Below are 24,992 nucleotides of genomic sequence, written 5' to 3' on the forward strand. Positions count from 1 at the left end.
TGTGCCCTCATCGGAATCGCCGCCGGACTGCTGGTCATCAGGCTCGGTGTGGCCTACATGCTCGTCGAGTCGGACCAATGGGAAGAGATCGCCGAAAAGTCGCCGCGCCCCTGGGTTCGTCGCGCACTTCGGAGGCGGTGTCTAAGCCGCTCGTCGTCGGCGGGGTATTCACTGTCAGCCCCCGCGGTGTCGGGACTCGGCTAATCGGTCCTCGACTTCACCGGACCCGCGGGCTCCCAGGTGTTCATTGCGGCGTCGATCTCGTCGTCGTCCATGGCGACCACCGGCAGCGGATCCTGATCGGGACGCTGCCGCATGCCGTTCAGCATCAGCGCGACGTACCGGCGCCACAGGTCACTGCCGACATGGCCGGCGAACTCGCTGACGGTGCCCGACAGCAGTCCGAACACCGGCAAATCGGTGGACGACATCTCCGGACGCAGGTGACCGTCGGCCTGGGCCCGTTGCACGAGTCGACGCAGCACTGGCTTGAGGCGGTCCTGAGCCTCCCGCACCCGCGGCCCGCCGTAGGCCTTGCTGAAGGCGATCTCCCGGAGCCCGCGGTCGGTGGCCGTCATCTCACACATCTTGTGCATGAACCAGGCGAACCCTTCCCACGAGTCCTCGTGACGCAGGCCCTCCTCGGCGACGTCGGCGAGTTGATGCAGGGCGTCCTCGAACAGGGCCTCGAGGAGTTCCTCCTTGGTGGAAAAGCGCCGGTAGATGGTGCCGACGCCCACTCCGGCATGGTGGGCGATGTCGTTGAGATGCGGTTCGAGGCCCCTGGTCGCGAACAGGTCCCGCGCAGCCTCAAGGATGCGCTGCCGATTGCGTTCGGCGTCCTTGCGCAGTGGGCGCTCGGTGGCGTCCGGGGTCTCCATGCCGCCGAGTGTAATGAGCGCGACACCTAACCGGATTGAATCCATCCACTTAATTGGTTAGCTTTTCTCACTAGCAAAGTGTCGGTCCGCCCGGGGCCGTCTCGTCGGCCAAAAGGGGCACCTCATTGAGTGGCGTCATCGACTGCTGGGCTGTCCGCACCCGTGAGGTGCGCGCATGACCAGGGTGCTGCGGCGCTTCTGGCTGCCCATCCTCATCGTGTGCGCGGTCGCGGCGGGCGCCTTCACGGTGAGCAATCTACGCCTGGTGTTCGGTTCGAATCCCGTGGTCGTCACCCCAGTTGGTGCTGGCATCGCCGAGGACACCGACCCCAAGGTCGTGGTCTATGAGGTGTTCGGCACCGGCGGCACCGCCGTCATCAACTACCTGGACCTCGACGGCAAGCCGCAGCGCGCGGTCGACACCCCGCTGCCCTGGTCGATCACGCTGACCACCACGGCGGCCGCCGCGAACGTCCACCTGCTGGCGCAGAGCCACGGCGACAGCATCACCTGCCGGATCACGGTCGACGGCGAGGTCAAGGACGAAAGGACCGCAACCGGCATGAACGCCGAAACCTACTGCCTGGTGAAGGCCGCATGAGCGCGACCATCGACGACGAGGCCGAGGTCAACACCAACCCGATCCCCACCGCGCGGCACCGGGCCGAGGAACCCAAGCCGGCCATCCCGCGGTTCCTGCGGGCCTTCGCGATCCCGATCATCCTGGCCTGGGTGGCCATCATCGCGGTCCTCAACACCGTCGTGCCGCAGCTGGACGAGGTCGGGAAGATGCGCGCGGTGTCGATGAGCCCCGCCGACGCCCCCTCCAAGATCGCCACGCAACGCGTCGGCGAGGTGTTCGGTGAGTACAAGACCTCCAGCTCGGTGATGATCGTGCTGGAGGGCGACGAGCCGCTGGGCGCCGAGGCCCATGAGTTCTACGACGACATGGTCGCCCGCCTTGAGGCCGACACCAAGCACGTCGAGCACGTGCAGGACTTCTGGGGCGACTCGCTGACCACGACCGGCGCACAGAGCGTGGACAACAAGGCCGCCTACGTTCAGGTCTACATCGCCGGCGAGCAGGGCGAGGCACTGGCCAACGAATCGGTCAAAACGGTTCGTGAGATCGCCTCGGACGAGAACGCTCCCGAGGGCCTGCACGTCTTCGTGACCGGCCCCTCGGCGCTGAGCGCCGATCAGACAGTCGTGGGCGACGCGAGCATGAAGACCATCGAGTTGGCGACGTTCGCCGTCATCATCGTCATGCTGCTGATTGTCTACCGCTCCGTGGTGACGACGGGCATCGTGCTGGTGCTCGTGATGGCCGGCCTGCTGTCGTCCCGCGGCATCGTGGCCGTCCTGGGGTATCACCACGTCTTCGGCCTCACCACGTTCGCGATCAACCTGCTGGTCACCCTGGCCATCGCCGCGGCAACCGATTACGCCATCTTCCTGATCGGCCGCTACCACGAGGCGCGGCGCAAGGGCCTGGACCGCGAACGCGCGTACTACGACATGTTCCACGGCACCGCGCACGTGGTGCTCGCCTCGGGCCTGACCATCGCGGGCGCGGCCCTGTGCCTGTACTTCACCCGGCTTCCCTACTTCCAGACCATGGGCATCCCGCTGGCCGTGGGCATGGTCATGGTGATCGCGTCGGCCCTGACGCTGGGCCCGGCGCTGATCTCGGTGTGCAGTCGGTTCGGCAAGGTGCTCGAACCCAAGCGCATGGGTCAGTCGCGGCTGTGGCACAAGGTCGGCACCTCCACGGTGCGCTGGCCGGGCGCGATCCTGGTGTGCGCCGTCATCGCCTCCCTGGTCGGTCTGCTGGCGCTGCCCGGCTACCACACCACCTACAACGACCGGATCTATCTGCCCGACGACGTGCCGGCCAACGTCGGATATGCCGCCTCCGACCGGCATTTCACGCAGGCCAAGATGAATCCGGACCTTCTGCTGATCGAGACCGACCACGACCTGCGCAACCCCGCGGACTTCCTGGTGATCGACAAGATCGCCAAAGCCCTTGTGCGCGTGCACGGTATCGCCCAGGTGCAGACCATCACGCGCCCCGATGGCAAACCCATCGAGCACTCGACGATCCCGTACACGATCGGCCAGAGCGGCACCACGCAGATCATGAGCAACGACTACACCCAGACCAATCTGGAGAACATGCTCGCCCAGGCCGACGATCTGCAGGTCAGCATCGACGCGATGACCGAGATGATGAACATCCAGGGCGATCTGGCCGAGGTGTCACAGAGGATGGCCGACAAGATGGCCACCACGTCGGGCGACATGTCCGACGTGCGAGACCATCTCGCGGACTTCGACGACATGATGCGTCCCATTCGCAACTACCTGTACTGGGAACCGCACTGCTTCAACATCCCGGTCTGCTGGTCCATGCGGTCGGTCTTCGATGCGCTGGACGGCCTCAACACCATGTCCGACGACTTCCAGGACCTGGTCCCCGAAATGCAGCGCATGGCCGACCTGATGCCGAGGATGGTCGCCGTCATGCCGGCTCAGATCCAGTCGATGAAGCACCAGAAGGAGGTCCTGCTCAACCAGTACGCGTCCCAGAAGGCGCAGCAGGATCTGGCGATATCGCTGCAGGAGGACATGACAGCGATGGGTGACGCGTTCGACGCGGCGCTCAACGACGATTCGTTCTACCTGCCGCCGGAGGCCTTCACCAACGCTGACTTCATCAACGGCATGGACAACTTCATCTCCCCCGACGGGCATGCTGTGCGGTTCACCATCACCCACCAGGGCGATCCCCTGACTCCGGAAGGCATTTCGCGCATCGAACCGCTGAAGATCGCGGCGGCCGACGCCATCAAGGGCACGCCCTGGGAGGGATCGTCGATCTACCTGGGCGGCAGCGCGGCCACCTACGCGGATCTGCAGCAGGGCGCCGACTACGACCTGCTCATCGTCGCCACCGCGGCGCTCATCCTGATCTTCATCATCATGATGGTGCTCACCCGCGCCGTCGCGGCGGCCGGTGTCATCGTCGGCACCGTGGTGCTGAGCCTGGGGGCATCGTTCGGTCTGTCGGTTCTGTTGTGGCAGCACATCATCGGCATCCCGCTGCACTGGATGGTGCTGCCCATGGCCGTCATCGTGCTGCTGGCCGTGGGTGCCGACTACAACCTGCTGCTGGTCTCCCGGATGAAGGAGGAGGTCCACGGGGGCATCAACACCGGCATCCTGCGGTCGATGGTCGGCACGGGATCGGTGGTGACGGCCGCGGGTCTGGTGTTCGCGTTCACCATGATGTCGATGTCGGTGAGCAAACTGATCATCATCGGCCAGGTGGGCACCACCATCGGCCTGGGTCTGCTGTTCGACACGCTGGTGGTGCGCTCGCTGATGACGCCGTCCATCGCGGCACTTCTCGGCCGCTGGTTCTGGTGGCCGCAGAGGGTCCGTCCGCGGCCGGTGCCCAGTCCGTGGCCCAAGCGCCTGCAGCAGGCTCCCGAGGAGGCGCTCACCTGATTAGGGTGGGATGCACTGCAATCACCAGTCATCGGGAGGTAACCGTGAGGAAGTCATTGCAACGCCTGGCCATAGGTGCGGCCGCGGCGGTCACGCCGTTGATGTTCGCCACCATGGTGAGCCCGGCTGTCGCCTCGGCGTGCGCGCCCGGCCAGTGGTGGGACCCCGTCGCCAACCGCTGCCAGGGTCCACTCGTGCCGAACTGCGAGAACGGCTGGTGGGATCCCGTCGCCAACACATGCCGGCCGCCGGTCTCCACGACCCCGCTGGGCTGCGAGAACGGCTGGTGGTGGGATCCGGTGGCCAACGTCTGCCGGCCACCGCTGCTGCCGGGCTAGAGAATTCGCGCTTCTGGCGCCGCGATTGCACACAGGGTCGTGCGCCGGCCCGAGCCACAGCCCTGGGTGCAATCTCGCCGCCACAAGGGCTGATCCGCTTGGGGTGAATTGCGGGCCCCGCGACGGGCCCTTACCTTCCAGACATGGGGGACCGCGCGTACGCCGCTGGCGATGAGCTGCGAGCAGTGACCGAGGACCTGGCGGATTCTGGGCTGACTGTGACCGCACACGGTGAAGGCGTGGCTGAATCCCATGCAACCTCGGATGCTGCCGTCGAGAACGCGCTGAGCGGTTGGTGTGGGCGGTCCGCCGCGGCGATGCTGGCCCGGTCGCAGGAGTGGTCGTCGACGACCAGCATGCTGCTGGTGCGACTGGGTGCGCATGCGGGGGGGCTTCACGCCTGCTCGCAGACCTTCGCCGCCATGTCCGCCGAGCACGCTGCGGCCATCGGCAAGGTTCACTCGAAATCTTCGGCCACCGTAGATCCGCGAAGCATGTAGACCGCATGACGCTGACCGTCGCTGAGATCGAGAGATGGAGCGCCGGTGACGTTCGAGAGGTGTTTCATGCCGCGACGTCGCGCGCCCAGGCTGCACAGGATGCGGCTGACGGCATCGCCACACTGCCTGCGTTGACCACCTGGGGCGGCGAGGCCGCAGCCACCGCGAAGGAGGCGTTGACCCGCACACGTCTCGACCTCGCCACACACAGCGAGGCTGCGCTGGCCGTCGCCGCTGCTGCCCGGCGGGCCGCGGACAACATTGGAAAACTGCAGGCCGAGCTCAGGCAGCTGGAGATCGACGCCGACGATGTGGGTCTTCAGATCAACGGGCAGACCAACAGGGTCGAGCGAAAACCAGGCGCCACCCACGGTTTTCGCTGGCAACAGCAGAACATCCCTCCCCTGCAGGAACGACTTGATCGGGTGGTGGCACTGGCGAACCTCGTCGATGAGCAGTTGGCCAACGCCATCTCGATGGCTGACGGCACTGCACTTGTGCCCGCAGGACCCGCCCCGCCGACATCACCCAGTCCAGATCTCGCCGCGTTGCAGCACGCTAACGACGAGGCGATGGTGAAGGCTGCGCAGCGCGTCGAGGAGGCCCGCGAAGCTCTCGCCGAAGCGATGTCCACCATGTACGTGCATGGACCAGGCACACCAGAGTTCGACGCCGCCAGTGCACAGATTCCAGTACTCAAGTCCGAGTTGGCGCAGGCATTGGCTGAGGCCGGCAGCATCCCAGATTTCAGTGGCGCCGATCCCACTTCAGTCGGTTTTGGACGGAACGGGGTCAACTTCACTTACAAGCTTCCCGATGGGCGGACCGCAACCGTCACCTCGACCAAGCTCAAAGACGGCACCGTGGAACTGTGGGACAACGGCGCTTCCGCCGTCTACAGGTACAAAGACGGGCAGTTCGTCGGCACACGGTTCCTTGATCACGGCCGCGCAGAGGCGACGGCAGAACCACTGTTCAGCGCCGTGACCACTCCATTCGGACTCGGTCCCGCGGTGAAGGGAGGCCAAGCCGCTTATCACGGACTCCGGTCGCTCTTCGCTCGCGAAAGCGCGGAGGCGCTTGTCGAATCGAGCACCGACGATGTACTGGCGCGCGGTTCCGAGATCGTCGCCAGCCGAGGGGAATCCGCTGCTGACAATTTGGCCGCGGGCCTTGTAGACGACATCGCGGCTCCGGCGATTGATTTCACAACCGATCCCATCGTCGATCCACGAAAGTTCTCGGAGTACGCACTGTCACCTGAAGCGAGCAAGGGAAAATCTGCTATCTTCGATTCATTCGGATACCGAAACGTTCCAGAAAGCGCATCGAAACTCGTCTCCGAATACACCCAACAGGCTGGTGAAAAAATCTTGGCTCGCGATTTCACCGTCAAGTCCACGGATCAATACGGCACTCGCATCGCGGTTGACATCTCTCTCCCAGGTGTTGGCGACAGAAGTGGCGAAACGGCTGAGATCGTCACTGGATGGATCATTCGACCAGACGGCACCGTCAGCTTGACTACGCCATTCTCGGGGTTCACACCATGAGCGACCACCGATTCACCCCCTATCAAGAGGCGCGCCTCGAGACCGACCGACTGTCCGATCAAGGAATTCCACGCGGGGTCCGCGTGACCGTGATCGAACTCCTTGGCGATGGCGCCTACACGGGCGTCGTATCGGTCGGCGAACTCCTGGATTCGGGCGGCCGACCTGCAGTCCTGGAAGAGATCGATCTGCAGAATCCGGACAGCCTGCTCGGTGACATCGACTTCACTGTCTACGACAGCGAATTGACACCAATAGAGCATTGACGGATACCACCAGCCATATTGCACGCTACGGCCAACCCGCCTACGCCGACATCAGAAGGGGCCTCGCCACCTGGCAGACGGCTGCCGACCCCGTCGCCACTGCCCAATCCTGAACACGAAACTGCACACAGGGTCGTGCGCCGGCCCGAGCCACAGCCCTGGGCGCAACCACGGCAACGCAGGTGACCGCAAACCTGAATCTCACAGCTTCATAAACATCACGGGTCACGTGTTCAACTCCTGCAACACCGCGGGTACCTTTGCCGCATGGCCTCAAAGCTGGCCCTGACGGGCACGGCGCTGGTGGCGGCTCTGAGCGCGGCAGCTCTGGTCAGCTGCAGCAGCTCCACCGACGGAAGACCGGTCTGCCCGGGTTGCGGCACCAATGCCGAGCCCACCATGCCCACGGTTCGACCGCCCGTGGACACCCCGACCGCCCTGCCGTCGCCTCCCGGCCCCAGTACGCCGAGCGCGCCGGGCGGCGAGACGCTGCCCACCGACGCGCAGGGCTATGTCTTTGTCGAGACCAAGTCCGGCAAGACCCGCTGCCAGCTCAACACCGAGTCGGTGGGCTGCGAATCCGAGTTCGAGAACTCCCCCGAGGTCGACGGCGCACCGGCAAACGGGGTCCGAGTGAACTCCAGCGGGGATCTGCAGTGGATCCTGGGCAACCTGGGCGACATCCCGACGGTCACCCTCGACTACCGCACCTACAACGCCGCGGGGTGGACGATCGCCGCCGACCCCAGCGGCACCCGATTCACCAACGAGGCCACGGGCCACGGCATGTTCGTCGCGGTCGAAGGCGTGAGGGCGTTCTGATGTCTGACGATCACGAGTTCTACAACGAGCCCACCCAGCGCTTCGAACCCGTCGAACCCGAACCGGCGCAACCCTGGTACCGCAAGCCGATCGTTCCGCTGATCGTCGGTGCGGTGGCCGCGCTGGTCCTCATCGGCGCGATCTACGGAATCGTCCAAGCGATGAGCAACGAATCCCCCAGCAGCACAACGACGACGACCACCACCACGTCGCCGACCACGACCCGGCCGGCCTCGGTGGTGCCGCCGCTCGTCACGACCACCGCGACGACGGAGCCGACGACCACCGAGCCCACCACCACCACGACGACCACCACGACAGACACCACAACCACAACGACCACCACAACGGCGCCGACCACCACCACCCCGACCACGTCGCCTTCGGCCACCACGGTCACCGAGACCGAGACCGTCACCGAGACCACCGTCGTCCCCCAGGAACCGCTGCCCGCCGAGGCACCCTGACCATGTGCGCCTAAGCTGGCGGTCGTGGATTTCCGGGTATTCGTCGAACCTCAGCAGGGCGCTTCCTACGCCGACCAGCTCGCCGTCGCCAAAGCCGCCGAATCACTCGGCTACTCCGCGTTCTTCCGGTCCGACCACTACCTGGCGATGAGCGGCGACGGCCTGCCTGGGCCCACCGACTCATGGGTGACGCTGGGCGCACTGGCCCGCGAGACCAGCACGATCCGGCTGGGCACCATGGTTACCTCGGCCACCTTCCGGCACCCGGGGCCGCTGGCCATCTCGGTGGCTCAGGTCGACGAGATGAGCGGTGGCCGAGTCGATTTCGGCGTGGGTGCGGGCTGGTTCGAAGAGGAGCACCAGGCCTACGCGATCCCGTTCCCGCCGCTGGGCGAGCGCTTCGACCGCCTCACCGAACAGTTGGAGATCCTCACCGGGCTGTGGACCACGCCGGGCGGGCAGACCTTCGACTACAGCGGTGAGCACTACAGCATCGTCAACTCCCCTGGGCTGCCCAAACCCGCCCAGGATCCGCACCCGCCGATCGTCATCGGGGGCAAGGGCGCCAAGAGGACGCCTGCGCTGGCGGCACGGTTCGCCTCTGAGTTCAACGTCCCGTTCGACTCGCTCGACGTCATCAAGACGCAGTTCGGCCGCGTCGCCGACGCTGTCGCTGCCGCGGGACGCCCCGCCGACTCGATGACCTACTCGGCCTGCTTCGTGGTGGCCGCCGGCAAGGACGACGCCGAGGTGGCCCGTCGCGCGAACGCGATAGGCCGCGAACTCGACGAACTGCGGACCAATACGCCCCTGGTCGGCACACCCGCGCAGATCGTGGACCGGTTGGGGCCATTCATCGAGGCCGGAGTGCAGCGGGTGTACCTGCAGGTGCTCGATCTGGCCGACCTGGACCACCTCGAGTTGTTCGCCGACGGAGTCGTCGCTCAACTGCGCAGACAGTGATGCGCGTTACTATCGGTGCCCGTGGCGCGCAACGACAATCCTGACGACGACTTCTACAGCGAACCCACGCAGTACGCCAACTACGGCGGCAGCGGCGGTCAGGCCTACAGCGAGGCCCCAGATCCCACGGGTTACCAGCAGACCCCCGACTACCGCTACGAGACAGCGGCGGCCCCTGTTCCACCGCAGCCGCCCACTCCGTGGCACCGCAAGCCCGCCGCATTGGTGCTGATCGGCGCGCTGGCCGCCCTGGTGATCGCGCTGGCCGTCTACGCCGTCGTGCAGTTGGCCGGCGGGTCGTCGGACTCCACCGACACCACCACGACCACCACCACGCCGACGACCACAACCGAGGCGCCGACACAGGGCCAGAACACCCAGGCCCCGCCACCGCCTCCTCCGCCGCCGGCCACGGAGACGGTCACCGAGACGCCGACCACCACGACCACCACCGAGGCGCCGACCACGACCGAGGAACCCACGACGACGACGGCACCGCCGACCGAGACGGTCACCGAGACCGAGACCGTGACGCCGACCCGGACGTGGCCGACGCTGCCGACGCTGTTCCCACGCCCCGGCCAGGGCGAGTAGCCCCAGCGTTTTCCCCGCGAGCGCCCGCGTCGGTACGCCGTGGTCTGCGTACAAGGACGGCCGCTCGCGGGCCAGATCACCCTGCCCCGATAGAAGTCAGTAGCCGCGCGAGGCGAACAGCGCCACCAGCGCCTCGGCACTGCGCACCGCGGCGCGGCAGGCTCGGGTGGTGAACGGGTCGTTGAGGGGATGCTCGGCGCGCCGTCGCCACCGCTGCGCGGCAGCGAACGCGGCCCGCGGCCCATCGTAGGGCTCATCTGGGGTCAGCCCCAGCCGACTGGCGGCATCGGTGCCCGAGCCGCCGATGATCCGCCGCAGCGACGCGATCTCGTCGTCATTCAATGTCGTTGGACGAGAACGCAACTGACTCAGAAGCCGCAGCTCCTCGAACGCGTGAGTGTCGGCCAGCAGCGGGTCGATGTCGGCGATGATGTACGGCGTCGCCCGGATCGGGTGGACCTCGACGAAGCGGCGCAGCGCGAGCATTGCGGTGTGCGCCTTGAGCAGTTCGGAGCGCTGGGCGAACTGCTGATCGATGACGTCACGCAGCGCCACCAGTCCGCTGCGCTCCAGAAGTTCGTCGGCCAACGTCACCGAGTCACTGACGCCGGAGCGCAGCACCGCGATCGAGATCCGGATGCCGAACATGCCGAACCGGTCCAGCAGGGCCGCACGCGTCGCGGCATCGACCGGCAGCGCGCTGTCCTCGCGGACGAAGCGGTCCACGCTGAGCATGGCCTTGTTCAGTTCAGCGGCGTCCGTTCCCGCGAGCTTCTCCAACGCCACGAACTCGCTCTGCCGCAGCGTGCGGGCCGTCAGCGCGAGCAGTCCCGACACCGGCACCACGGCCTGGCAGATGCCGGTCTTGTCCATCTCGGAGGTGAACCGCTTCGCGACGTCGTTGGCGGACAGCATGGCGTCGATTCGACCCGCGCCGATCTCGTCGGCCCGGGACGCCACACCGATCACTCCGAGTGCGCCCGCCGAACCGCCCACCAACTCACCGATCTGTTTGAGCAGTGCGATGTCGGCGGCGTTCAGCGTGCGCAGCAGGAACACCACGGCGTCCACGCGCGGCACGCCGTCGTCGGGGACAAGCAGTCGAAGCGTGCGCTCGGAGACGTCACGGGACAGCGACGACGTGCCCGGGGTGTCGATGATGGTGGTGTCGATCAGTTCGGCGGCCGGCCACTCCACGTCCAGGTCGGCCACCTCGACCGGGTCCAGCGTCGCCATCTCGAACGTCAGTCCGTCAGCACCGCGACTGATCGGGACATTCGCCCGCCTGCCGCTGTAGTGGTTCGCCGTCACCTTCGGTGTGGGCCCATGCCGGAACCACGTCACGATGCGCGTGGCCTCGGTCGCGTCGGTGGGCGCGATGTTCTCCCCCACCAGGGCGTTCACCAGCGTCGACTTCCCCGCTTTGAGGGTCCCGGCCAGGGCGATCCGAATGGGCTGATTCAACTGCCAGCCGATGCGGTCGAGTTCGTTGAACACATCGGAGCGCTGGCGGTACGCCGGTTCGCCCTGGTAGGCGCGGATGGCGCCGCCCAGGATCGCGCGGACCTGATCGCTCGTGCTCATTGAATCCTTGAGTTTACGGGCCAAGCTTCCTGGGGCTTTCGACGCTAGGATCGGCGCCCGTGGCAGCTGATGACCGGAACGACGACGAGACACCCTGGCATCACAACCCGACTGTGGTGTTCTGGGCCGGCGGTGTCGCTGTCGTGCTTCTGGGAGTGCTGGTCTATATGGTCGTCACGATGTCCGATGAGTGGAGCAAGCCCGCCGAAACCGTGCGGACCACGACGACGGCGGTCACCAGGGAAACTACGACGCGCGAGAAGACGACCATGATCATCACGCCGTCCAGCACGTCGACGACCTTCACCACCAGCGTCCCGCTGTCCACCACCGACATCGGCATCCCGCCGCCGGGAGAAACCAGCGGTTCGGACACCACCTCCCCGACCACCACCACGTCGCCGTCGGAGGAGGAAGAGGTCACTCCGACCGAGGAGACCGAGGAGACGACGACCACCACCACGCGCAAGCGGCCCAGGCTCAACGAGACTCGGACGCTGACCCCGCGCACCAGTGACTAGCCGACGGGCGTTCGCAGCTTCTCCACGTTGTCGCTGACCTGGGTGAGGATGTTGATCTGCCGCTGGAGTTCGCGGACCCGCGTGTTGCGCTCACTCTCCTGCATCTGCGCCGAGGCGATCGTCGCCTGCAGTGATTCGTTGAGCGAACGCGTGGTCTGATTGGCGATGTCGCGGTAGTGGTCGCGCAGTTGACGCTGAATCCCCTTGAGACGATCGCGGGACTCCTTGCCGACGACGAACGAGACGTCGTCGACGAACCTGCGCAGATTGGTCTTGGCCTCGTTGCGCACCCGCATCATGCGGTTCTCCATGTCCTCCTTGTAGGACTTGCGCCCCAGCAGCAGGCCGGCGCCGAGTGAGATCGGGTTGAACATGCCCAGGCCCGCAACCGAAGTCAGCATGCCGAACATGAGCACGCCGCCGTAGGAGCCACGCATGCTCGTGATCGCCTTGTGCCCCATGCCGATCGGTTTGGCCTCAAGCCTGGCCAATGACTTGAGTCCGTCGAATCCGGCCCCCATCTCCTGGGCGCTGACGTGCGGCATCTTGACCGCGTCGAGGCCGGCCTCGACGAAGGTGCGGGCCACTTCCGCGGCCAGCGCCTCCGCACGCTGGTAGGCCCAGACGAAGTTGTCGCCGACCGCCGTCGCGACGGCGTTCTCCACGTCCGCGCCGATCTCGGCCCAGTGCTGCGTGGGGTCACAGGAGTCGATGACGCTCTCGTTGTGAGCGACGATGGCGCGGAACCGTGCCCGCAGATCATGGTCGACATCCGCGGTGAGGTCGGCGATCCCGTCGTTGAGCACCTGTTGCCACAACGCGGTGTGCTGCAACGCCTCCTGGGCCTCCTGCTTGCGACGCTCGAGGTCCTCGGTGAGCTGCCGAACATCCTCCGGGTCGTTGATCGCAGACAGTTCGGCGTTCACGGCAAGGGCGAGATGTTCTGCCGCGGCGCCGATCTCGGCGATCACCTGGTCGCGAATGCGGTCGTTCTCCCGGGACAGCACCCGCTCGGAGAGGAACTTCACGATCGCCGGGAAGTTGGACTCCTCGTTGAGTTCCTTGTCGTTCATCTGCACCGCGTGACTGCGCAGCAGAGACGACGCCGGGATCATCGGAACCGACATCCCCGCCCGCTGCAGGTGCGCGGTGTTGGTCTCGACGATCTGACGCCAGTACGGGTACAGGTCGGTCTTCGTCGCGATCACCGCACCCACGGGGCACACCTCGTGGGCCTGGCGGATGAACCGCATCTCGGGCTCGGTGAACTCCTGGCTGGTGTCGCTGACCATGAGCATCGCGTCGGCGTCGGGCAGCAGCCCCAGCGTCGCCGACAGGTGCGGTTGGCCGTGCCCGCCCACGCCCGGGGTGTCGACGAACGCCAGGCCCCCCTTGAGCAGCGGACTGGGCGCGCTGACCTCCACCCGCATGACCTCGCGGCCCTGCGCCTGCGGTGCGCGCCGCAGGTCGTGCTTGATGTCGTCGATCGGGATGTCGATGACCTCGGGTGCCACCTGCCCAGGAGGCGGCGCGATCACCAGCCGGGCCGACGGCTGCTCGCCGTAGCTGACGATGGTGACCAGCGCGGTGGTCTCGTCGTCGCCGACGCGCGCGACCGGCATGTTCAGCAGCGAGTTCAGCAGTTGACTCTTACCCTGTTTGAGCTGACCGGCGATGACCACGCGGATCTGCGGATCCTTGATCCGCGTGCGAGCCACCTCGAGGCGCTGTTTGAGATCGCCCCGGTCGTTGAGTTCGGCGATCGCGGCGGTGTGGTCGATCAGTTCGACGATCACCTTCACGCGGCGCGGGTCATCCGGCTGTGTCACAGCTGCTCCTTGGTTCGGGTCCACCGTAGGCCGAGAACGCGGCGGGAACCGGAAGGCTCCCGCCGCGTCCTGCGTCAACCGCTCAGAACAGGTCGTTGCCCGATCCCAGCGAGGCCGAGTGGCCGGTGTCGACAGCGCTCGCGACCGCCGACGTGTCGTGGCTGTTGTCGAAGAGCGACGCGCTGTGCTGCGACGAGTTGTCATACACCTCGGTCTGCGAGTGGTCCGAGTAGTCGCTGACCGTGGTGGTGGTCTGCGTCTCGGTCTGGCTGTAGGCCGAGGTCGAGTTGCCGCTGCCCACGTTCGTCGCGCTGTCTCCGCCGACCTGCGACTGGTTGCCGCCGACAGTGTTGGTGGCCGTCTCGTTGCTGACGATCACGATGCCGCCCCCGCCGCCGTTGCCGCCCTGGGTCTGGTCGCCGCCGAGGCCGATGTCGATCAGGCCGCCGCTGCTGCCGCCGGCGTGGCCCCCGCTGCCGCCGCTGGCGTCGACGTCCTGGAAGACCGGGCCGTCGTTGTCCTTGATCACCGATCCGCTGCCGGTGTTGGTGGTCCCGTTGTCTTCGATGTCGCCATGTCCGACAGTCACATTCGAGCCGGTGCCGGCCCACACGTCGCCGTTGTTGACGTCGTTGTTGTTGCCCAGGACCGCACCGTCACCGCTGACGATGTCGCCGCGGTTCTCGCCGCCGACGACGACGCCGCCGTTGGTCGCGGTGTTGGTGGTCTTGTCGCCGAGGGTGATGTCACCGAAGCCGAGGTTGAAGGCGCCCTGCTGAGCGTTGGCGCCCGCATCCTGGTTGGGGCTCATGATCGGCGTGCTGTTGTGGCTCGCCAGATCGGTGTTGTTGTGGCTGGCCAGGTCGGTGTTGGTGTTCGGCGCGAACACCGGCGACGGGGACAGCAGGTTGGTCGACGGCGAGTAGTCGTAGGCCGGAGCGAACCCGTAGTGGTTGGACACCGCGCGCTGCAGGCCGACGACGGGGTCGCCGCCGCCGAGCACCAGGCTCGGCACCGCGGTGGCGGCCACGGACGACAGCTGCGCCGCGGACACTCCGGCCAGGCCGGCGTCGCGCAGGGTCGCCTCGGGGGATGCGACGAATGCGCGGGCGGCATGCTCATCGCGGAACAGGTTCAGGAGCCAATCGATCAAGCTGATCATGGTCGTGCCTTTCGGTCATCCGCCGGGGTTCCGGCTGTCTGGAGACCAATTTATGGGCGCTCAGCACGCCCCGAAACGGGGCGACCGCCCGTCTTCCCCAGCCCCCAACTAGGGGCGATAGGTGGAATGCCGTTAGGGGATTAGGGGGTCATACAGGGGAATGCGGGCTTTGAGCCTTCAACCCCCAACGCGGGACCCGAATACGCAGGTCACGGGCATCGACGTCCCACCCCTGCCCCGACGCCCGTGCCGCCAGATCGACACCAGGGTCGTGACGCGGCCCCGTTCACAGCCCTGGTGTCGATTTCGCGGCTGAAACAAGAAACCGCCGGCAGGCGCAATGCGCTGCCGGCGGTTTCGCGGGGTGAAAATCAGAACAGGTCGAAGCTCGACGCATCTCCCCCGTCGTCGGTGAGGTGTGTGGCCTCGATGACGCCGTCGTCCCAACCGGCCGGATCCTCGTGGACCACGGTCGAGGCGTCTTCAATATCGTTGAACTGCACCGGGTCGTCGAGCACCGGCAGATCGAGGCCGAGATCCGACGACACCTCCGGCACCGATGAGGTGTCGATGACGCCACCCAGGTCGTGCAGGTCAGCGAACCCGGTCTCCGGCACATGTGGCTCGAAGGCGTCGAATGCCGCGGTGGCGGCGCCACTGGTCCACACGTTGGGCCCGGCGTCGACACCGAATGTCGGCGCCGCCATCGACAGCGAGTCGGACACCATGGGAATCAGGTTGTTGACGTCCGCACTGGTCACATTGGTCAGGTGCGCGTCGGCGATCGCACCGGACGGGTCGGCGGCATACCGTGCGGCGACCTCCGGGTCGCGCACGAGAGACATCACGAAGTCGAGCAGTTCGTTCGCCATGACACGTCTTCTCCCGTTGCGCCGATACACAGACTGTTGCAGTTCGGAGCCTATAGCGATCTGCAGCGCCCGGGATCGGTGCGAAACCCAACTGCAGCCCCGCCCGATTAGGGGATCGCCCCATAGGGGATTCGCGACATTAGGGGGATTTCGCGTCGCTACGGCGACTCAGGCCTCCCGGGCCGCTATCGTGGGGAGTCTTATGAGGTGTGGACATGAGTGACGTGCTGGGGCTGTCCATCGGCCAGACCAATCTTGGGGCAGCCAGGACCGGGCGCCCGTCGGTGCTCCGGCGGTCGGTGCTGACGCTGTTCGGGCACCGCCCAGCCGAGGTCGGACTGCCCAGCGAGAACCCCAACCTCAACGAACCCGGCGTGGTCATGTGGGGATTCGTCGAACGAGTGGGCGACCCGGTTCCCCTGGTCGCCCAGGACGGATCGTCCCACCGGGGCGACGCGCTGATGACCGAGGCCCTCGAGGCCCTGGCCCGCGCGCAGGACGCCGGCAGGCGTCCCAGCAAGATCACCATCGCGGTGCCCGCACACTGGGGACCTGCGGTCATCGGGTCGCTGCGAGCCGCACTTCGCAACAAACCCTCGCTGTTCTCCGACGGCACGCCGCCTGATCTCGTGTCTGACGCCGCGACCGCGCTGGCGGCCCTGCAGACCGGGCCCGGCCTGCCCGACGGTGGCGTGGTGGCCCTCTGCGATTTCGGCGGCACCGGCACCACTGTGGCGTTGGCCGACGCCGGTGCGGGCCTGTCCCCCGTCGGCGAGGCCGTGCGGTTCACCGAGTTCTCCGGCGAGCAGATCGATCAGGCCCTGCTCAACCATGTGCTGGCCGGCGTCCAGGAGGCCCGCGACGCCGACCCTGCGGGCACCGCGGCCGTGAGTTCCCTGGCGCAGTTGCGCGGGGAATGCCGAAAGGCCAAGGAACGCCTCTCCGCCGAGACTTCCACGGTTGTCCCGGTCCAACTGCCGGGGTCGACGGTCGACGTCCGTCTGACCCGCGCCGAACTCGAGAATCTGATCACCGAACCACTGCAGGGTTTCCTCGACACCCTCGGTGACACGTTGGAGCGCAACAGGATTCCCGCTGCGCAGCTGTCGGCGGTCGCGACCGTGGGCGGCGGCGCGGCGATCCCGCTGCTGACCCAGCGGCTCTCGGAACTGCTGCGGGTGCCCGTCATCACGCTGCCCCAACCGGCACTGGCGGCCGCCGCGGGTGCCGGCGTCATCGCCGAACAGGGGCCGTCCCCCGACGCCCCGACGGGCATGGCGCAGGCGCCCGACCCCGCGGACCTCCCGACCGGACTGGCGCCGGCAGCCTGGGCGGCCGGCACCGCCGGAGCGGCCGCCACCCAGTCGGCCTCGGACGGGTCACCGTCGGCCACATTCCGCGCGCTCGCCTGGTCCCAGGACGACGAGACCGGCGGCAGCGAGGAACCCGTACCGTACTCGGGCGAGGACTACACGTTCGAGCACGCGACCAGCGCCCGCCCACCTGTCGATTTCGAGCGTGAGACAGAGGTTTTCAGCGGTGGTGACATCGAAGCGCCACCGCTGCCGTGGTATCGGCGCCCCGCGGTGCTGTTCGGTGCCGCGGCGGCCGCACTGCTCGCGGTCAGCGGCGTCGCCGTGACGCTGACCAGCAGTTCGTCCAACAGCGAGCCCGTCACCGAGACCATCACGCTGCCCAACGGTGAAGTCCGAACCACGGTCTTCGATGAGCCGACGAGCGCCACGATGACCTACACCGGCACCAACGGTGTGGTCACCTCCTCGGTGGTGCCGCCGCCGGTCACCACGACCACCACACCACCGACCACCACCACCACAACGCCGTCCACGACCACCACGACGACCACCACCACCACAACCACCACGACGCCGTCGACCACGACGACGACCACCACGCAGCCCACGACGACCCAGCCGACGACCACACAACCGCCCACCACGACCCAGCCGCCGACGACGACGCAGGCCCCGCCGACCACCACGCAGGCCCCGCCGCCGCCGACGACGACTGCGGCGCCGCCGCCGACTGTGGATCCGATCGACGACAATCCGATCGACGAGGATCCGTTGACGGAGCCGTGACCGAGGTCCCCCCGGATGCCCGCGCACTGATCAGTGCGCTCGCCGACGCTCCGCACGCGCCGGCCAAAATCGTCGTCACCGGCGGTGTGGGCACTGGGAAGACCACCACGCTCGCAGCGGTCCGAGAGGTGTTGCGCGGCGCGGGAATCGACGTCGGAACGGCTGTCGGCACCGGCACCAGGGCCGGTGATCACGCGACCGTCGTCGACGATGCCGATCTGCTGAGCGACGCCGAACTGGCGGCGCTGACGCAACTGGCCTCCGACCCGGAAGCCACGCTGGTGATCGCGTGCCAGCCGCGCGAGCAGCGTGCGGCCCTGCGTGACCTGATCACGGTCCTCGAACGCGAGAGACCCCGCGTCACCCTGGGCCCTCTGTCGCGCGTCGAAGTTGGACGCCGCCACGACAGCCAGGACACCAACGGGCTCACGGCCATCATGGCGGCCACGGCGGGCCTCCCGTTCCTGGTCGGCGCCGTGCACGCGGGTGACTCGGCGGCGTCTGCAGCCCGGACCACGCAGCACGCACTGGTCGACCGCCTGCGCCGATGCGACGAACCACTGCTCGACGCCATGCTCATCACGTCGCTGGGTTCGGGATTGGGGCCTGCCGACATCGCGGCCGCACTGCACATCGACCTCCCGCAGAGCCGCGACCTCGTCGACCGCGCCCATGCGACAGGGCTTCTGGACCCCGCCCTGGGCAGCAGGTTCCGCGCCGCAGTGCATGCCGCCGTGGCGCAGGTGCTGGGCGCGGCTCGCCATCACGAGATCGAGACTTCGCTGCTCACAACACAACTCGAGCTGTCGACACTGTCACTCGAGTTGTCGCTGCAGCTCGCCGAGCACGGGGTGCGCGATCCCGGGCTGGCGGCCACGCTGGAGTCCGCCGCCCGGCACAACACCACGCCGCTGGATCAGGCCGTGCGAATCCATCGGGCCGCGGTCGCGGCGGGCGCCGAGTCGCTGACCGCTGCGCTCGCCGACGCGCTGGCCCGGGCCGGCCAGTGCACCGAGGCCGCGGTGACCGCCGATGCGTTGTTGGGTTCGCCGGACCCCGACGTCCGCGCGAACGCCGTGCGGGTGTCGGCCGCGGTCGCCGCGCACGACGGCAACGTCGAGCAGGCCGCCGAACTGTTCACCTGGCTGGGGGCGGACGCCCGCGTCAGCGCCGCGGCAGCGCTGACGTTTCTCGCCACGGGCGACGCGCAGGCTGCGCGGGAGTCTCTGCGCGCACCCTTCACCGGTCCGCCCACCTCCGGCGTGCGTGCGGCCCGCAACTTGGCCGAGGGCCTGCTGCTCACCGTCGACCATCCCTACTCCGAAGCCATGGCCAGGCTCGGGCAGGCACTCGGCGGGCCGCCCGCGACCGAGGCGACGGTCGACACCCCCGCCGCGGTCGTCGCACTCACCGCACTGCACGCCGGCGATCCGGTCCGCGCCCGCAGCGTGCTGGCCCGCGTGGTCCGAGACGCGGTCGCCCATCCCGACCCACTCTTCGATCACCGGCACCGACTCCTGCAGGCCTGGGTGAAGATGCAGGACGGCCAACTCGCACTGGCCGCGGCAGAGGCCGCCCAGATCGACGAAGCCGGGCTTCATCGTCGGGATGGGCTGTGGCTGACGTCGCTGCGGACCGCGATCGCACGGCGCAACGGAGACTCCGGAGCACTGCAGCAGCACTGGTACGCCGCGATGGAGGTGCTCGCCGAGCATTCGATAGACCTGTTCAGCCTGCTTCCGCTGGGTGAGCTGTGGGTGGCGGCGGCGCGGATGCGCCAGCAGGATCGCCTGGCCCATCCGCTTGAGCGGGCGTTCGACCTGCTGCACCGATTGGGCGATCCGCCCGCGTGGTCGTTGCCGCTGCATTGGGCCGGCGTGCACGCCGCGATCCTGGCGAACTCGCCGGAGGCCATGGCACCGCACGGTCAGGCTCTGACGACGGCCGCGCCCGGCAGCGCCTTCGCGCGCGCGTTGGCCACCGCGGGGCGGGCCTGGCTGCGGGTGCTGGCCAATCAGGTCACGGTCGACGAGGTCACGGTCGCCGCCCGCGGCCTGGCGCAGTTCGGGCTCACGTGGGACGCCACGCGCCTCGCGGGCCAGGCCGCTCTGCAGGCGTCGGACCCCCGGGTCTCGAGCACCATGCTGCAGGTCGCGCGCGACCTCAAGATGTCGGCGGGAATGGACGTGACCGACGACCCGGTGCCCAACGCGGCACCGGGCGCCGAACGTCCCGTCCCCGCGGCACCGTCCAGTGGCGCTCTGTCGGAACGTGAGCGCGAGGTCGCCGAACTGCTCCTGCTCGGGATGCCCTACCGCGACATCGGCGCGCAGTTGTTCATCTCCGCGAAGACTGTGGAGCACCATGTCGCGCGGATTCGCCGGCGGTTGGGCGCGGAATCGCGGTCGGAGATGTTGTCGATGTTGCGGGCGATCCTGAGCCCCGCCTGAGCCCCTCCGGAGCACCCCTGGAACGGCACGGCAACGACTTCTCCACGTGAGTTAGGTCAGCCTTGGTAGCGAGCGTGACACGCCAGGTGTAACTATGAGCAGGCAAATAGCTTAAGTTACCGACGAGTAACACAGTTCAAGTTACCGGCCAGTAGCTTTGTTCAGCGGGAGGCGCACGGTGCAGCACACGCTCGAAGTGAGCAGGTTGATCATCGGTTTGTTGATGACGGCCGTTGTCTTGGTATTCGCCGCTAAACGCGTGTTGTGGCTGACCAAACTGATTCGCTCCGGGCAACCGGTCAGCGACGAAAGCGGCCGCAAGGACAACCTCTCCGAGCGCTTCCTGAACCAGTTCAAAGAGGTCTTCGCCCAGACGAAGCTGCTGAAGTGGTCCATCCCGGGTCTCGCCCACTTCTTCACCATGTGGGGCTTCTTCGTCCTCGCCTCGGTGTACCTCGAGGCCTACGGCGTGCTGTTCGCGCCCGAGTTCCACATCCCGCTGGTCGGCCGCTGGCCGGTGCTGGGCTTCCTGCAGGACTTCTTCGCCGTCGCCGTGCTGGCGGGCATCATCGTCTTCGCGATCATCCGCATCGTCCGCGAACCCAAGAAGATCGGCCGCGAGTCCCGCTTCTACGGCTCGCACACCGGCGGCGCGTGGGAGATCCTCTTCATGATCTTCCTGGTCATCGCCACCTACGCGCTGTTCCGCGGCGCCGCGGTCAACACGCTCGGTGAGAAGTTCCCGTACCAGAACGGTGCCTTCTTCTCCGACGCCATGGCCTGGCTGCTCGCCCCGCTGGGTCACACCGCGAACATGTGGATCGAGACCGTCGCCCTGATGGGTCACATCGGCGTCATGCTGGTGTTCCTGCTGATCGTGCTGCACTCCAAGCACCTTCACATCGGTCTGGCGCCCGTCAACGTCACCTTCAAGCGTCTGCCCGACGGCCTGGGCCCGCTGCTGCCCATGGAGTACAAGGGTGAGCTGATCGACTTCGAGGATCCCGCCGAGGACGCCGTCCTGGGCAAGGGCAAGATCGAGGACTTCACCTGGAAGGGCTACCTCGACATGGCGACCTGCACGGAGTGCGGTCGTTGCCAGTCGCAGTGCCCCGCCTGGAACACCGGCAAGCCGCTGTCGCCCAAGCTCGTGATCATGAACCTGCGCGACCACCTGTTCGCCAAGGCGCCCTACATCATCGAGGGCAAGGAGCGGCCGGAAGAAGGTTCCGTCGACTTCGCCGCGCTGGGTGACAAGCTGCACGGGCACGGCGTGCCCGAGGACGGATTCGCCCGCATCGAGGGCTCGGGCCCCGAGCAGGCGCTGCGTCCGCTGGTGGGCACCGCTGAACAGGGCGGTGTCATCGATCCCGACGTGCTGTGGTCCTGCACCACGTGCGGCGCGTGCGTCGAGCAGTGCCCCGTCGACATCGAGCACATCGACCACATCGTCGACATGCGCCGCTACCAGGTGCTGATGGAGTCGGAGTTCCCGTCCGAACTCGGCGTGCTGTTCAAGAACCTGGAGAACAAGGGCAACCCCTGGGGCCAGAACGCCAAGGACCGCCTGAACTGGATCGACGAGGTCGAGTTCGACGTTCCGGTGTACGGCAAGGACGTCGACTCGTTCGACGGCTTCGAGTACCTGTTCTGGGTCGGCTGCGCCGGCGCCTACGAGGACCGCGCCAAGAAGACCACCAAGGCCGTCGCCGAACTGCTGTCGGTGGCCGGCGTGAACTTCCTGGTGCTCGGCGACGGCGAGACCTGCACCGGTGACTCGGCCCGCCGCTCAGGCAACGAGTTCCTGTTCCAGCAGTTGGCAGCGCAGAACATCGAGACCATCAACGACCTCTTCGAGGGTGTCGAGACCGTCGACCGCAAGATCGTGGTCACCTGCCCGCACTGCTTCAACACCCTGGGCCGTGAGTACAGCCAGACCGGCGCCAACTACAGCGTCCTGCACCACACGCAGCTGCTGAACCGCCTGGTCCGCGACAAGAAGCTGGTGCCGGTCAACTCGCTGAGCCAGGACGTCACCTACCACGACCCGTGCTACCTGGGCCGGCACAACAAGGTCTACGACGCACCGCGTGACCTCATCGGCGACTCGGGCGCTCAGCTGACCGAGATGCCGCGGCACGCCGACCGAGGCTTCTGCTGTGGCGCCGGTGGGGCGCGGATGTGGATGGAAGAGCACATCGGCAAGCGCGTCAACACCGAGCGCACCGAGGAGGCCATCGACACCGGTGCCTCAACCATCGCGACCGGCTGCCCGTTCTGCCGCGTGATGATGACCGACGGCGTCGACGAGGTCGCGGCTGCCCGCGACATCGACAAGGTCGAGGTGCTCGACGTGGCCCAGCTGCTGCTGGCGTCGCTGGATCTGTCCTCGGTGACGCTGCCTGAGAAGGGCACGGCCGCCGCCGCATCCGCTGAGCGGGCCGAAGCCCGTGCCGCCGCGGAGGCCGCCGCCGCACCCGAACCGGAGCCCGAGCCGGAGCCGGAGCCCGTTGCCGCCGCACCGGCCGCAGCAGAGCCCGCCAAGGCCGCCGCTGCCCCGGTCAAGGGACTGGGCATGGCTGGCGCCGCCAAGCGCCCCGGCGCCAAGAAGGCTGCACCCGCCGCCGAGGCTGCCGCTCCGGCAGCAGAGGCCGCAGCACCCGCGGCACCGGCCGCACCGGTCAAGGGCCTCGGTTTGGCTGGCGGAGCCAAGCGCCCAGGCGCCAAGAAGGCCACCGCCGCTGCTCCGGCCGCACCCGCAGCCGAGACGGCAGCGCCAGCCGCTGAGGCCGCAGCACCGGCCGCTCCGGCAGCACCGGTCAAGGGCCTCGGGATGGCCGCGGGCGCCAAGCGTCCGGGCGCCAAGAAGGCCAGCCCCGCAGCTCCGGCCGCACCGGCACCCGAAGCAGCCGCACCTGCGGCAGCCGAGCCCGCCGCACCGGCCGCTCCCGCTGCTGCGGCCGCGCCCGAACCGCCCGTCGTGGGTCTGGGCATCGCCGCGGGCGCGCGTCGACCGGGCGCCAAGAAGGCCCCCGCTGCGGCAGCTCCCGCTGCTGCGCCCAAGGCCGAGCCCGCACCCGCCGCTGAGCCGGAGCCGCAGGCCCCGGCAGCCGAGGCGGCGCCCGCCGCACCGGCGGCCACGAGCGGCGCCGGCGATCGCGTCGTCGGCGACGAGGCTCCGGTGAAGGGCCTCGGCATCGCCAAGGGTGCCCGCAGGCCAGGCAAGCGCTAAGCACCACAACGTAATTCGGCCGGTCCCAATACGGGACCGGCCGAATTGCGTTTCAGGGTGAGGTGCTCAGTGTGCCGCGAGTTCGCTCGACACTGTGCCCCGCAGCAGATCACGATGGTCCGGGTGAGCGACCTCGATCATGCGCTCGACGCGTTCACTCATCGACGTGACCCGCAGATCGGCGACACCCCACTCGGTGACGACGAAATCCACATCACTCTTCAACGAGGTCACCATTGCGCTGTCGATCCGCGGCACCACCCGGCTCGCGCCTGATGCCGTGGTGGCGGCCAGGGCGGCGATCGAGTAACCGCCGCTGCCGCGCTGGGCCGCCCGGAAGTAGTCGACCTGGCCGCCGACAGCACCGACGTATCTCGCACCGGCGAACTCGGCGTTGAGCTGACCAAAGACATCGACTTCGACCGCGGAGTTGATCGCCACGAACGGCCCGGGCAACCCGGCCGCAATCCGGGCGGTGATGTCCTTCGTCGTGGCGAACTCGACCGCGCTGTTGCGATCGAGGTAGGAGTAGAGGTCGTCACCACCCACGGCGACACCGGTGACCACCGCTGCCGGCCCCTCCGCCAACGCCTTCGCCCTGTGCAACCCGACAACCCACTCCCCCAGCAGGCCGGTGTAGACCCGCAGTCCGCGCCGAGCCTGCAGGTGGGCGGCAACCGCCTCTGCGAATGCCCCTGCGCCAAGCTGGATCACGGCGTCGTCGGGGACCAGAGTAGCTACCTTGACAGCCACTGCATACTCCGCGGGCGACGGCGTCCGCGCTGGCGATCCGAGCAGCGGGCGGCTCGCCGGAATCGCGGCGGTCACCAGTGAACGATGCAGTCGGCGAGCCGAATTCGTTCTCGGCATCCGGTCGTTGACCTCGACCAGAACCACCCTCGCACGCTTCGCCGCGACGATTCCGTAGTCCACCGACGGACCGAGGTCGTAGAACCCGTCGGCGTCCGCCGGACCGACCTGAATCAGCACCACGTCAACCGGGAAGTACCCGTGCTCTATGCCGTCCTCTATTGAACTCAGGTGTGCGGCAACAATATCCAGTCGGCCAGAATGCACCTTGCGCAAGGAGCCCAACACTCCGTAGGCCGTGATGGCGGGCCGCTGCGGGGGCGCGGTCGCCCAGGCCGTGCTGAGCGAATATCCGCAGAAAGCGGTCAGCCGATCGATTTGACCGGCTGCCGCGATGAGTTTTTCGACCAGCAGCGGCGGCTCGGCCACCCCTTGGCCCACCAGTACCCGATCACCAGGGCGCAGATATTCGGCAATGTTCAGTTCTGTCATCTTTTGCCTCTCGGCTTGACCCGCCGCCACAGCGTTGGGGC

At 67.5% G+C, this 24,992-nt stretch carries 20 protein-coding genes; 14 read left to right on the forward strand and 6 right to left on the reverse strand.

Annotation, left to right across the window (positions count from 1 at the left end; genetic code table 11):
- Positions 1-200: 200 nt before the first annotated feature.
- Entirely contained in the window at positions 201-881 is a 681-nt protein-coding gene (locus G6N34_RS20965; protein ID WP_085151691.1) for a TetR/AcrR family transcriptional regulator, read from the reverse strand.
- Between the two features lie 175 nt (positions 882-1,056).
- Between G6N34_RS20965 and G6N34_RS20970 the strand changes: the two genes are divergently transcribed.
- The 10 genes from G6N34_RS20970 (at position 1,057) to G6N34_RS21015 (ending at position 9,897) form a co-directional block, all read left to right on the forward strand.
- A complete protein-coding gene (locus G6N34_RS20970) occupies positions 1,057-1,482 on the forward strand; it encodes an MmpS family transport accessory protein (protein WP_085151692.1) in 426 nt (141 codons plus the stop codon).
- Positions 1,479-4,394 carry an MMPL/RND family transporter gene (locus tag G6N34_RS20975; protein WP_085151693.1) on the forward strand — a complete coding sequence of 972 codons (2,916 nt, stop codon included), beginning with the start codon at positions 1,479-1,481 and terminating at the stop codon, positions 4,392-4,394. Before G6N34_RS20970 ends, G6N34_RS20975 begins: the two co-directional genes overlap by 4 nt.
- A 101-nt stretch (positions 4,395-4,495) precedes the next feature.
- Complete coding sequence (locus G6N34_RS20980) at positions 4,496-4,732, forward strand: hypothetical protein (protein ID WP_085151879.1); 237 nt, start codon at positions 4,496-4,498, stop codon at positions 4,730-4,732.
- 143 nt (positions 4,733-4,875) lie between these two features.
- Complete coding sequence (locus tag G6N34_RS20985; protein WP_085151694.1) at positions 4,876-5,232, forward strand: hypothetical protein; 357 nt, start codon at positions 4,876-4,878, stop codon at positions 5,230-5,232.
- 5 nt (positions 5,233-5,237) lie between these two features.
- Entirely contained in the window at positions 5,238-6,785 is a 1,548-nt protein-coding gene (locus G6N34_RS20990; protein WP_085151695.1) for an Rv0964c family protein, read from the forward strand.
- On the forward strand, positions 6,782-7,051 hold the full coding sequence (locus tag G6N34_RS20995) for a hypothetical protein (RefSeq protein ID WP_085151696.1): 270 nt from the start codon (positions 6,782-6,784) through the stop codon (positions 7,049-7,051). The genes G6N34_RS20990 and G6N34_RS20995 overlap by 4 nt, the downstream gene beginning before the upstream one ends.
- 267 nt (positions 7,052-7,318) lie before the next feature.
- The gene (locus tag G6N34_RS21000; RefSeq protein ID WP_085151697.1) at positions 7,319-7,873 is read left to right on the forward strand and encodes a hypothetical protein; all 555 of its coding nucleotides are present in this window, start codon (positions 7,319-7,321) and stop codon (positions 7,871-7,873) included.
- Positions 7,873-8,340 (forward strand): hypothetical protein, encoded by a 468-nt coding sequence (locus G6N34_RS27755; RefSeq protein ID WP_179965788.1) that lies wholly within the window; start codon positions 7,873-7,875, stop codon positions 8,338-8,340. Before G6N34_RS21000 ends, G6N34_RS27755 begins: the two co-directional genes overlap by 1 nt.
- Before the next feature lie 24 nt (positions 8,341-8,364).
- Complete coding sequence (locus tag G6N34_RS21010) at positions 8,365-9,303, forward strand: LLM class F420-dependent oxidoreductase (protein WP_109788458.1); 939 nt, start codon at positions 8,365-8,367, stop codon at positions 9,301-9,303.
- Between the two features lie 21 nt (positions 9,304-9,324).
- Positions 9,325-9,897: a hypothetical protein gene (locus G6N34_RS21015; RefSeq protein WP_085151700.1), complete on the forward strand. Its 573-nt coding sequence runs from the start codon at positions 9,325-9,327 to the stop codon at positions 9,895-9,897.
- A gap of 96 nt (positions 9,898-9,993) precedes the next feature.
- Here G6N34_RS21015 and G6N34_RS21020 read toward each other — a convergent pair whose 3' ends face one another.
- Entirely contained in the window at positions 9,994-11,481 is a 1,488-nt protein-coding gene (locus tag G6N34_RS21020) for a dynamin family protein (RefSeq protein WP_085151701.1), read from the reverse strand.
- A 59-nt stretch (positions 11,482-11,540) separates the two neighbouring features.
- On the opposite strand from G6N34_RS21020, the gene G6N34_RS21025 reads away from it, so the two are divergent.
- On the forward strand, positions 11,541-12,002 hold the full coding sequence (locus G6N34_RS21025) for a hypothetical protein (RefSeq protein WP_085151702.1): 462 nt from the start codon (positions 11,541-11,543) through the stop codon (positions 12,000-12,002).
- Here the strand turns inward: G6N34_RS21025 and G6N34_RS21030 are convergent.
- The 3 genes from G6N34_RS21030 to G6N34_RS21040 all read right to left on the reverse strand — a co-directional run bounded on the left by G6N34_RS21030 (position 11,999) and on the right by G6N34_RS21040 (position 15,865).
- The gene (locus G6N34_RS21030) at positions 11,999-13,831 is read right to left on the reverse strand and encodes a dynamin family protein (RefSeq protein WP_085151703.1); all 1,833 of its coding nucleotides are present in this window, start codon (positions 13,829-13,831) and stop codon (positions 11,999-12,001) included. The genes G6N34_RS21025 and G6N34_RS21030 overlap by 4 nt on opposite strands.
- A gap of 82 nt (positions 13,832-13,913) precedes the next feature.
- A complete protein-coding gene (locus G6N34_RS28330) occupies positions 13,914-14,993 on the reverse strand; it encodes an IniB N-terminal domain-containing protein (RefSeq protein ID WP_085151704.1) in 1,080 nt (359 codons plus the stop codon).
- A 371-nt stretch (positions 14,994-15,364) separates the two neighbouring features.
- Positions 15,365-15,865 (reverse strand): Rv0340 family IniB-related protein, encoded by a 501-nt coding sequence (locus G6N34_RS21040; protein ID WP_085151705.1) that lies wholly within the window; start codon positions 15,863-15,865, stop codon positions 15,365-15,367.
- A 215-nt stretch (positions 15,866-16,080) separates the two neighbouring features.
- Between G6N34_RS21040 and G6N34_RS21045 the strand changes: the two genes are divergently transcribed.
- The 3 genes from G6N34_RS21045 (at position 16,081) to G6N34_RS21055 (ending at position 23,649) form a co-directional block, all read left to right on the forward strand.
- Complete coding sequence (locus G6N34_RS21045) at positions 16,081-17,967, forward strand: Hsp70 family protein (RefSeq protein WP_085151880.1); 1,887 nt, start codon at positions 16,081-16,083, stop codon at positions 17,965-17,967.
- Positions 17,964-20,417: an isoniazid response ATPase/transcriptional regulator IniR gene (gene iniR, locus G6N34_RS21050; protein ID WP_197746693.1), complete on the forward strand. Its 2,454-nt coding sequence runs from the start codon at positions 17,964-17,966 to the stop codon at positions 20,415-20,417. Before G6N34_RS21045 ends, iniR begins: the two co-directional genes overlap by 4 nt.
- Positions 20,418-20,640: 223 nt before the next feature.
- Positions 20,641-23,649, forward strand: a complete 3,009-nt coding sequence (locus G6N34_RS21055; RefSeq protein ID WP_179965789.1) for a (Fe-S)-binding protein — start codon at positions 20,641-20,643, stop codon at positions 23,647-23,649.
- Between the two features lie 66 nt (positions 23,650-23,715).
- Here the strand turns inward: G6N34_RS21055 and G6N34_RS21060 are convergent, their stop codons facing one another.
- Positions 23,716-24,951 (reverse strand): acetyl-CoA hydrolase/transferase family protein, encoded by a 1,236-nt coding sequence (locus tag G6N34_RS21060; protein ID WP_085151707.1) that lies wholly within the window; start codon positions 24,949-24,951, stop codon positions 23,716-23,718.
- Positions 24,952-24,992: the final 41 nt, after the last annotated feature.

Source organism: Mycolicibacterium confluentis (genome assembly GCF_010729895.1).
GTDB lineage: Bacteria > Actinomycetota > Actinomycetes > Mycobacteriales > Mycobacteriaceae > Mycobacterium > Mycobacterium confluentis.

Coding starts and splice junctions, on each gene's coding strand:
- G6N34_RS20970 (WP_085151692.1), top strand. CDS start 1,057: ATGACCAGGGTGCTGCGGCGCTTCTGGCTGCCCATCCTCATCGTGTGC.
- G6N34_RS20965 (WP_085151691.1), bottom strand. CDS start 881: ATGGAGACCCCGGACGCCACCGAGCGCCCACTGCGCAAGGACGCCGAA.
- G6N34_RS21060 (WP_085151707.1), bottom strand. CDS start 24,951: ATGACAGAACTGAACATTGCCGAATATCTGCGCCCTGGTGATCGGGTA.
- G6N34_RS20990 (WP_085151695.1), top strand. CDS start 5,238: ATGACGCTGACCGTCGCTGAGATCGAGAGATGGAGCGCCGGTGACGTT.
- G6N34_RS28330 (WP_085151704.1), bottom strand. CDS start 14,993: ATGATCAGCTTGATCGATTGGCTCCTGAACCTGTTCCGCGATGAGCAT.
- G6N34_RS20975 (WP_085151693.1), top strand. CDS start 1,479: ATGAGCGCGACCATCGACGACGAGGCCGAGGTCAACACCAACCCGATC.
- G6N34_RS27755 (WP_179965788.1), top strand. CDS start 7,873: ATGTCTGACGATCACGAGTTCTACAACGAGCCCACCCAGCGCTTCGAA.
- G6N34_RS21040 (WP_085151705.1), bottom strand. CDS start 15,865: ATGGCGAACGAACTGCTCGACTTCGTGATGTCTCTCGTGCGCGACCCG.
- G6N34_RS21000 (WP_085151697.1), top strand. CDS start 7,319: ATGGCCTCAAAGCTGGCCCTGACGGGCACGGCGCTGGTGGCGGCTCTG.
- G6N34_RS21045 (WP_085151880.1), top strand. CDS start 16,081: ATGAGTGACGTGCTGGGGCTGTCCATCGGCCAGACCAATCTTGGGGCA.
- G6N34_RS20995 (WP_085151696.1), top strand. CDS start 6,782: ATGAGCGACCACCGATTCACCCCCTATCAAGAGGCGCGCCTCGAGACC.
- G6N34_RS21055 (WP_179965789.1), top strand. CDS start 20,641: ATGACGGCCGTTGTCTTGGTATTCGCCGCTAAACGCGTGTTGTGGCTG.
- G6N34_RS20980 (WP_085151879.1), top strand. CDS start 4,496: ATGTTCGCCACCATGGTGAGCCCGGCTGTCGCCTCGGCGTGCGCGCCC.
- G6N34_RS20985 (WP_085151694.1), top strand. CDS start 4,876: ATGGGGGACCGCGCGTACGCCGCTGGCGATGAGCTGCGAGCAGTGACC.
- G6N34_RS21020 (WP_085151701.1), bottom strand. CDS start 11,481: ATGAGCACGAGCGATCAGGTCCGCGCGATCCTGGGCGGCGCCATCCGC.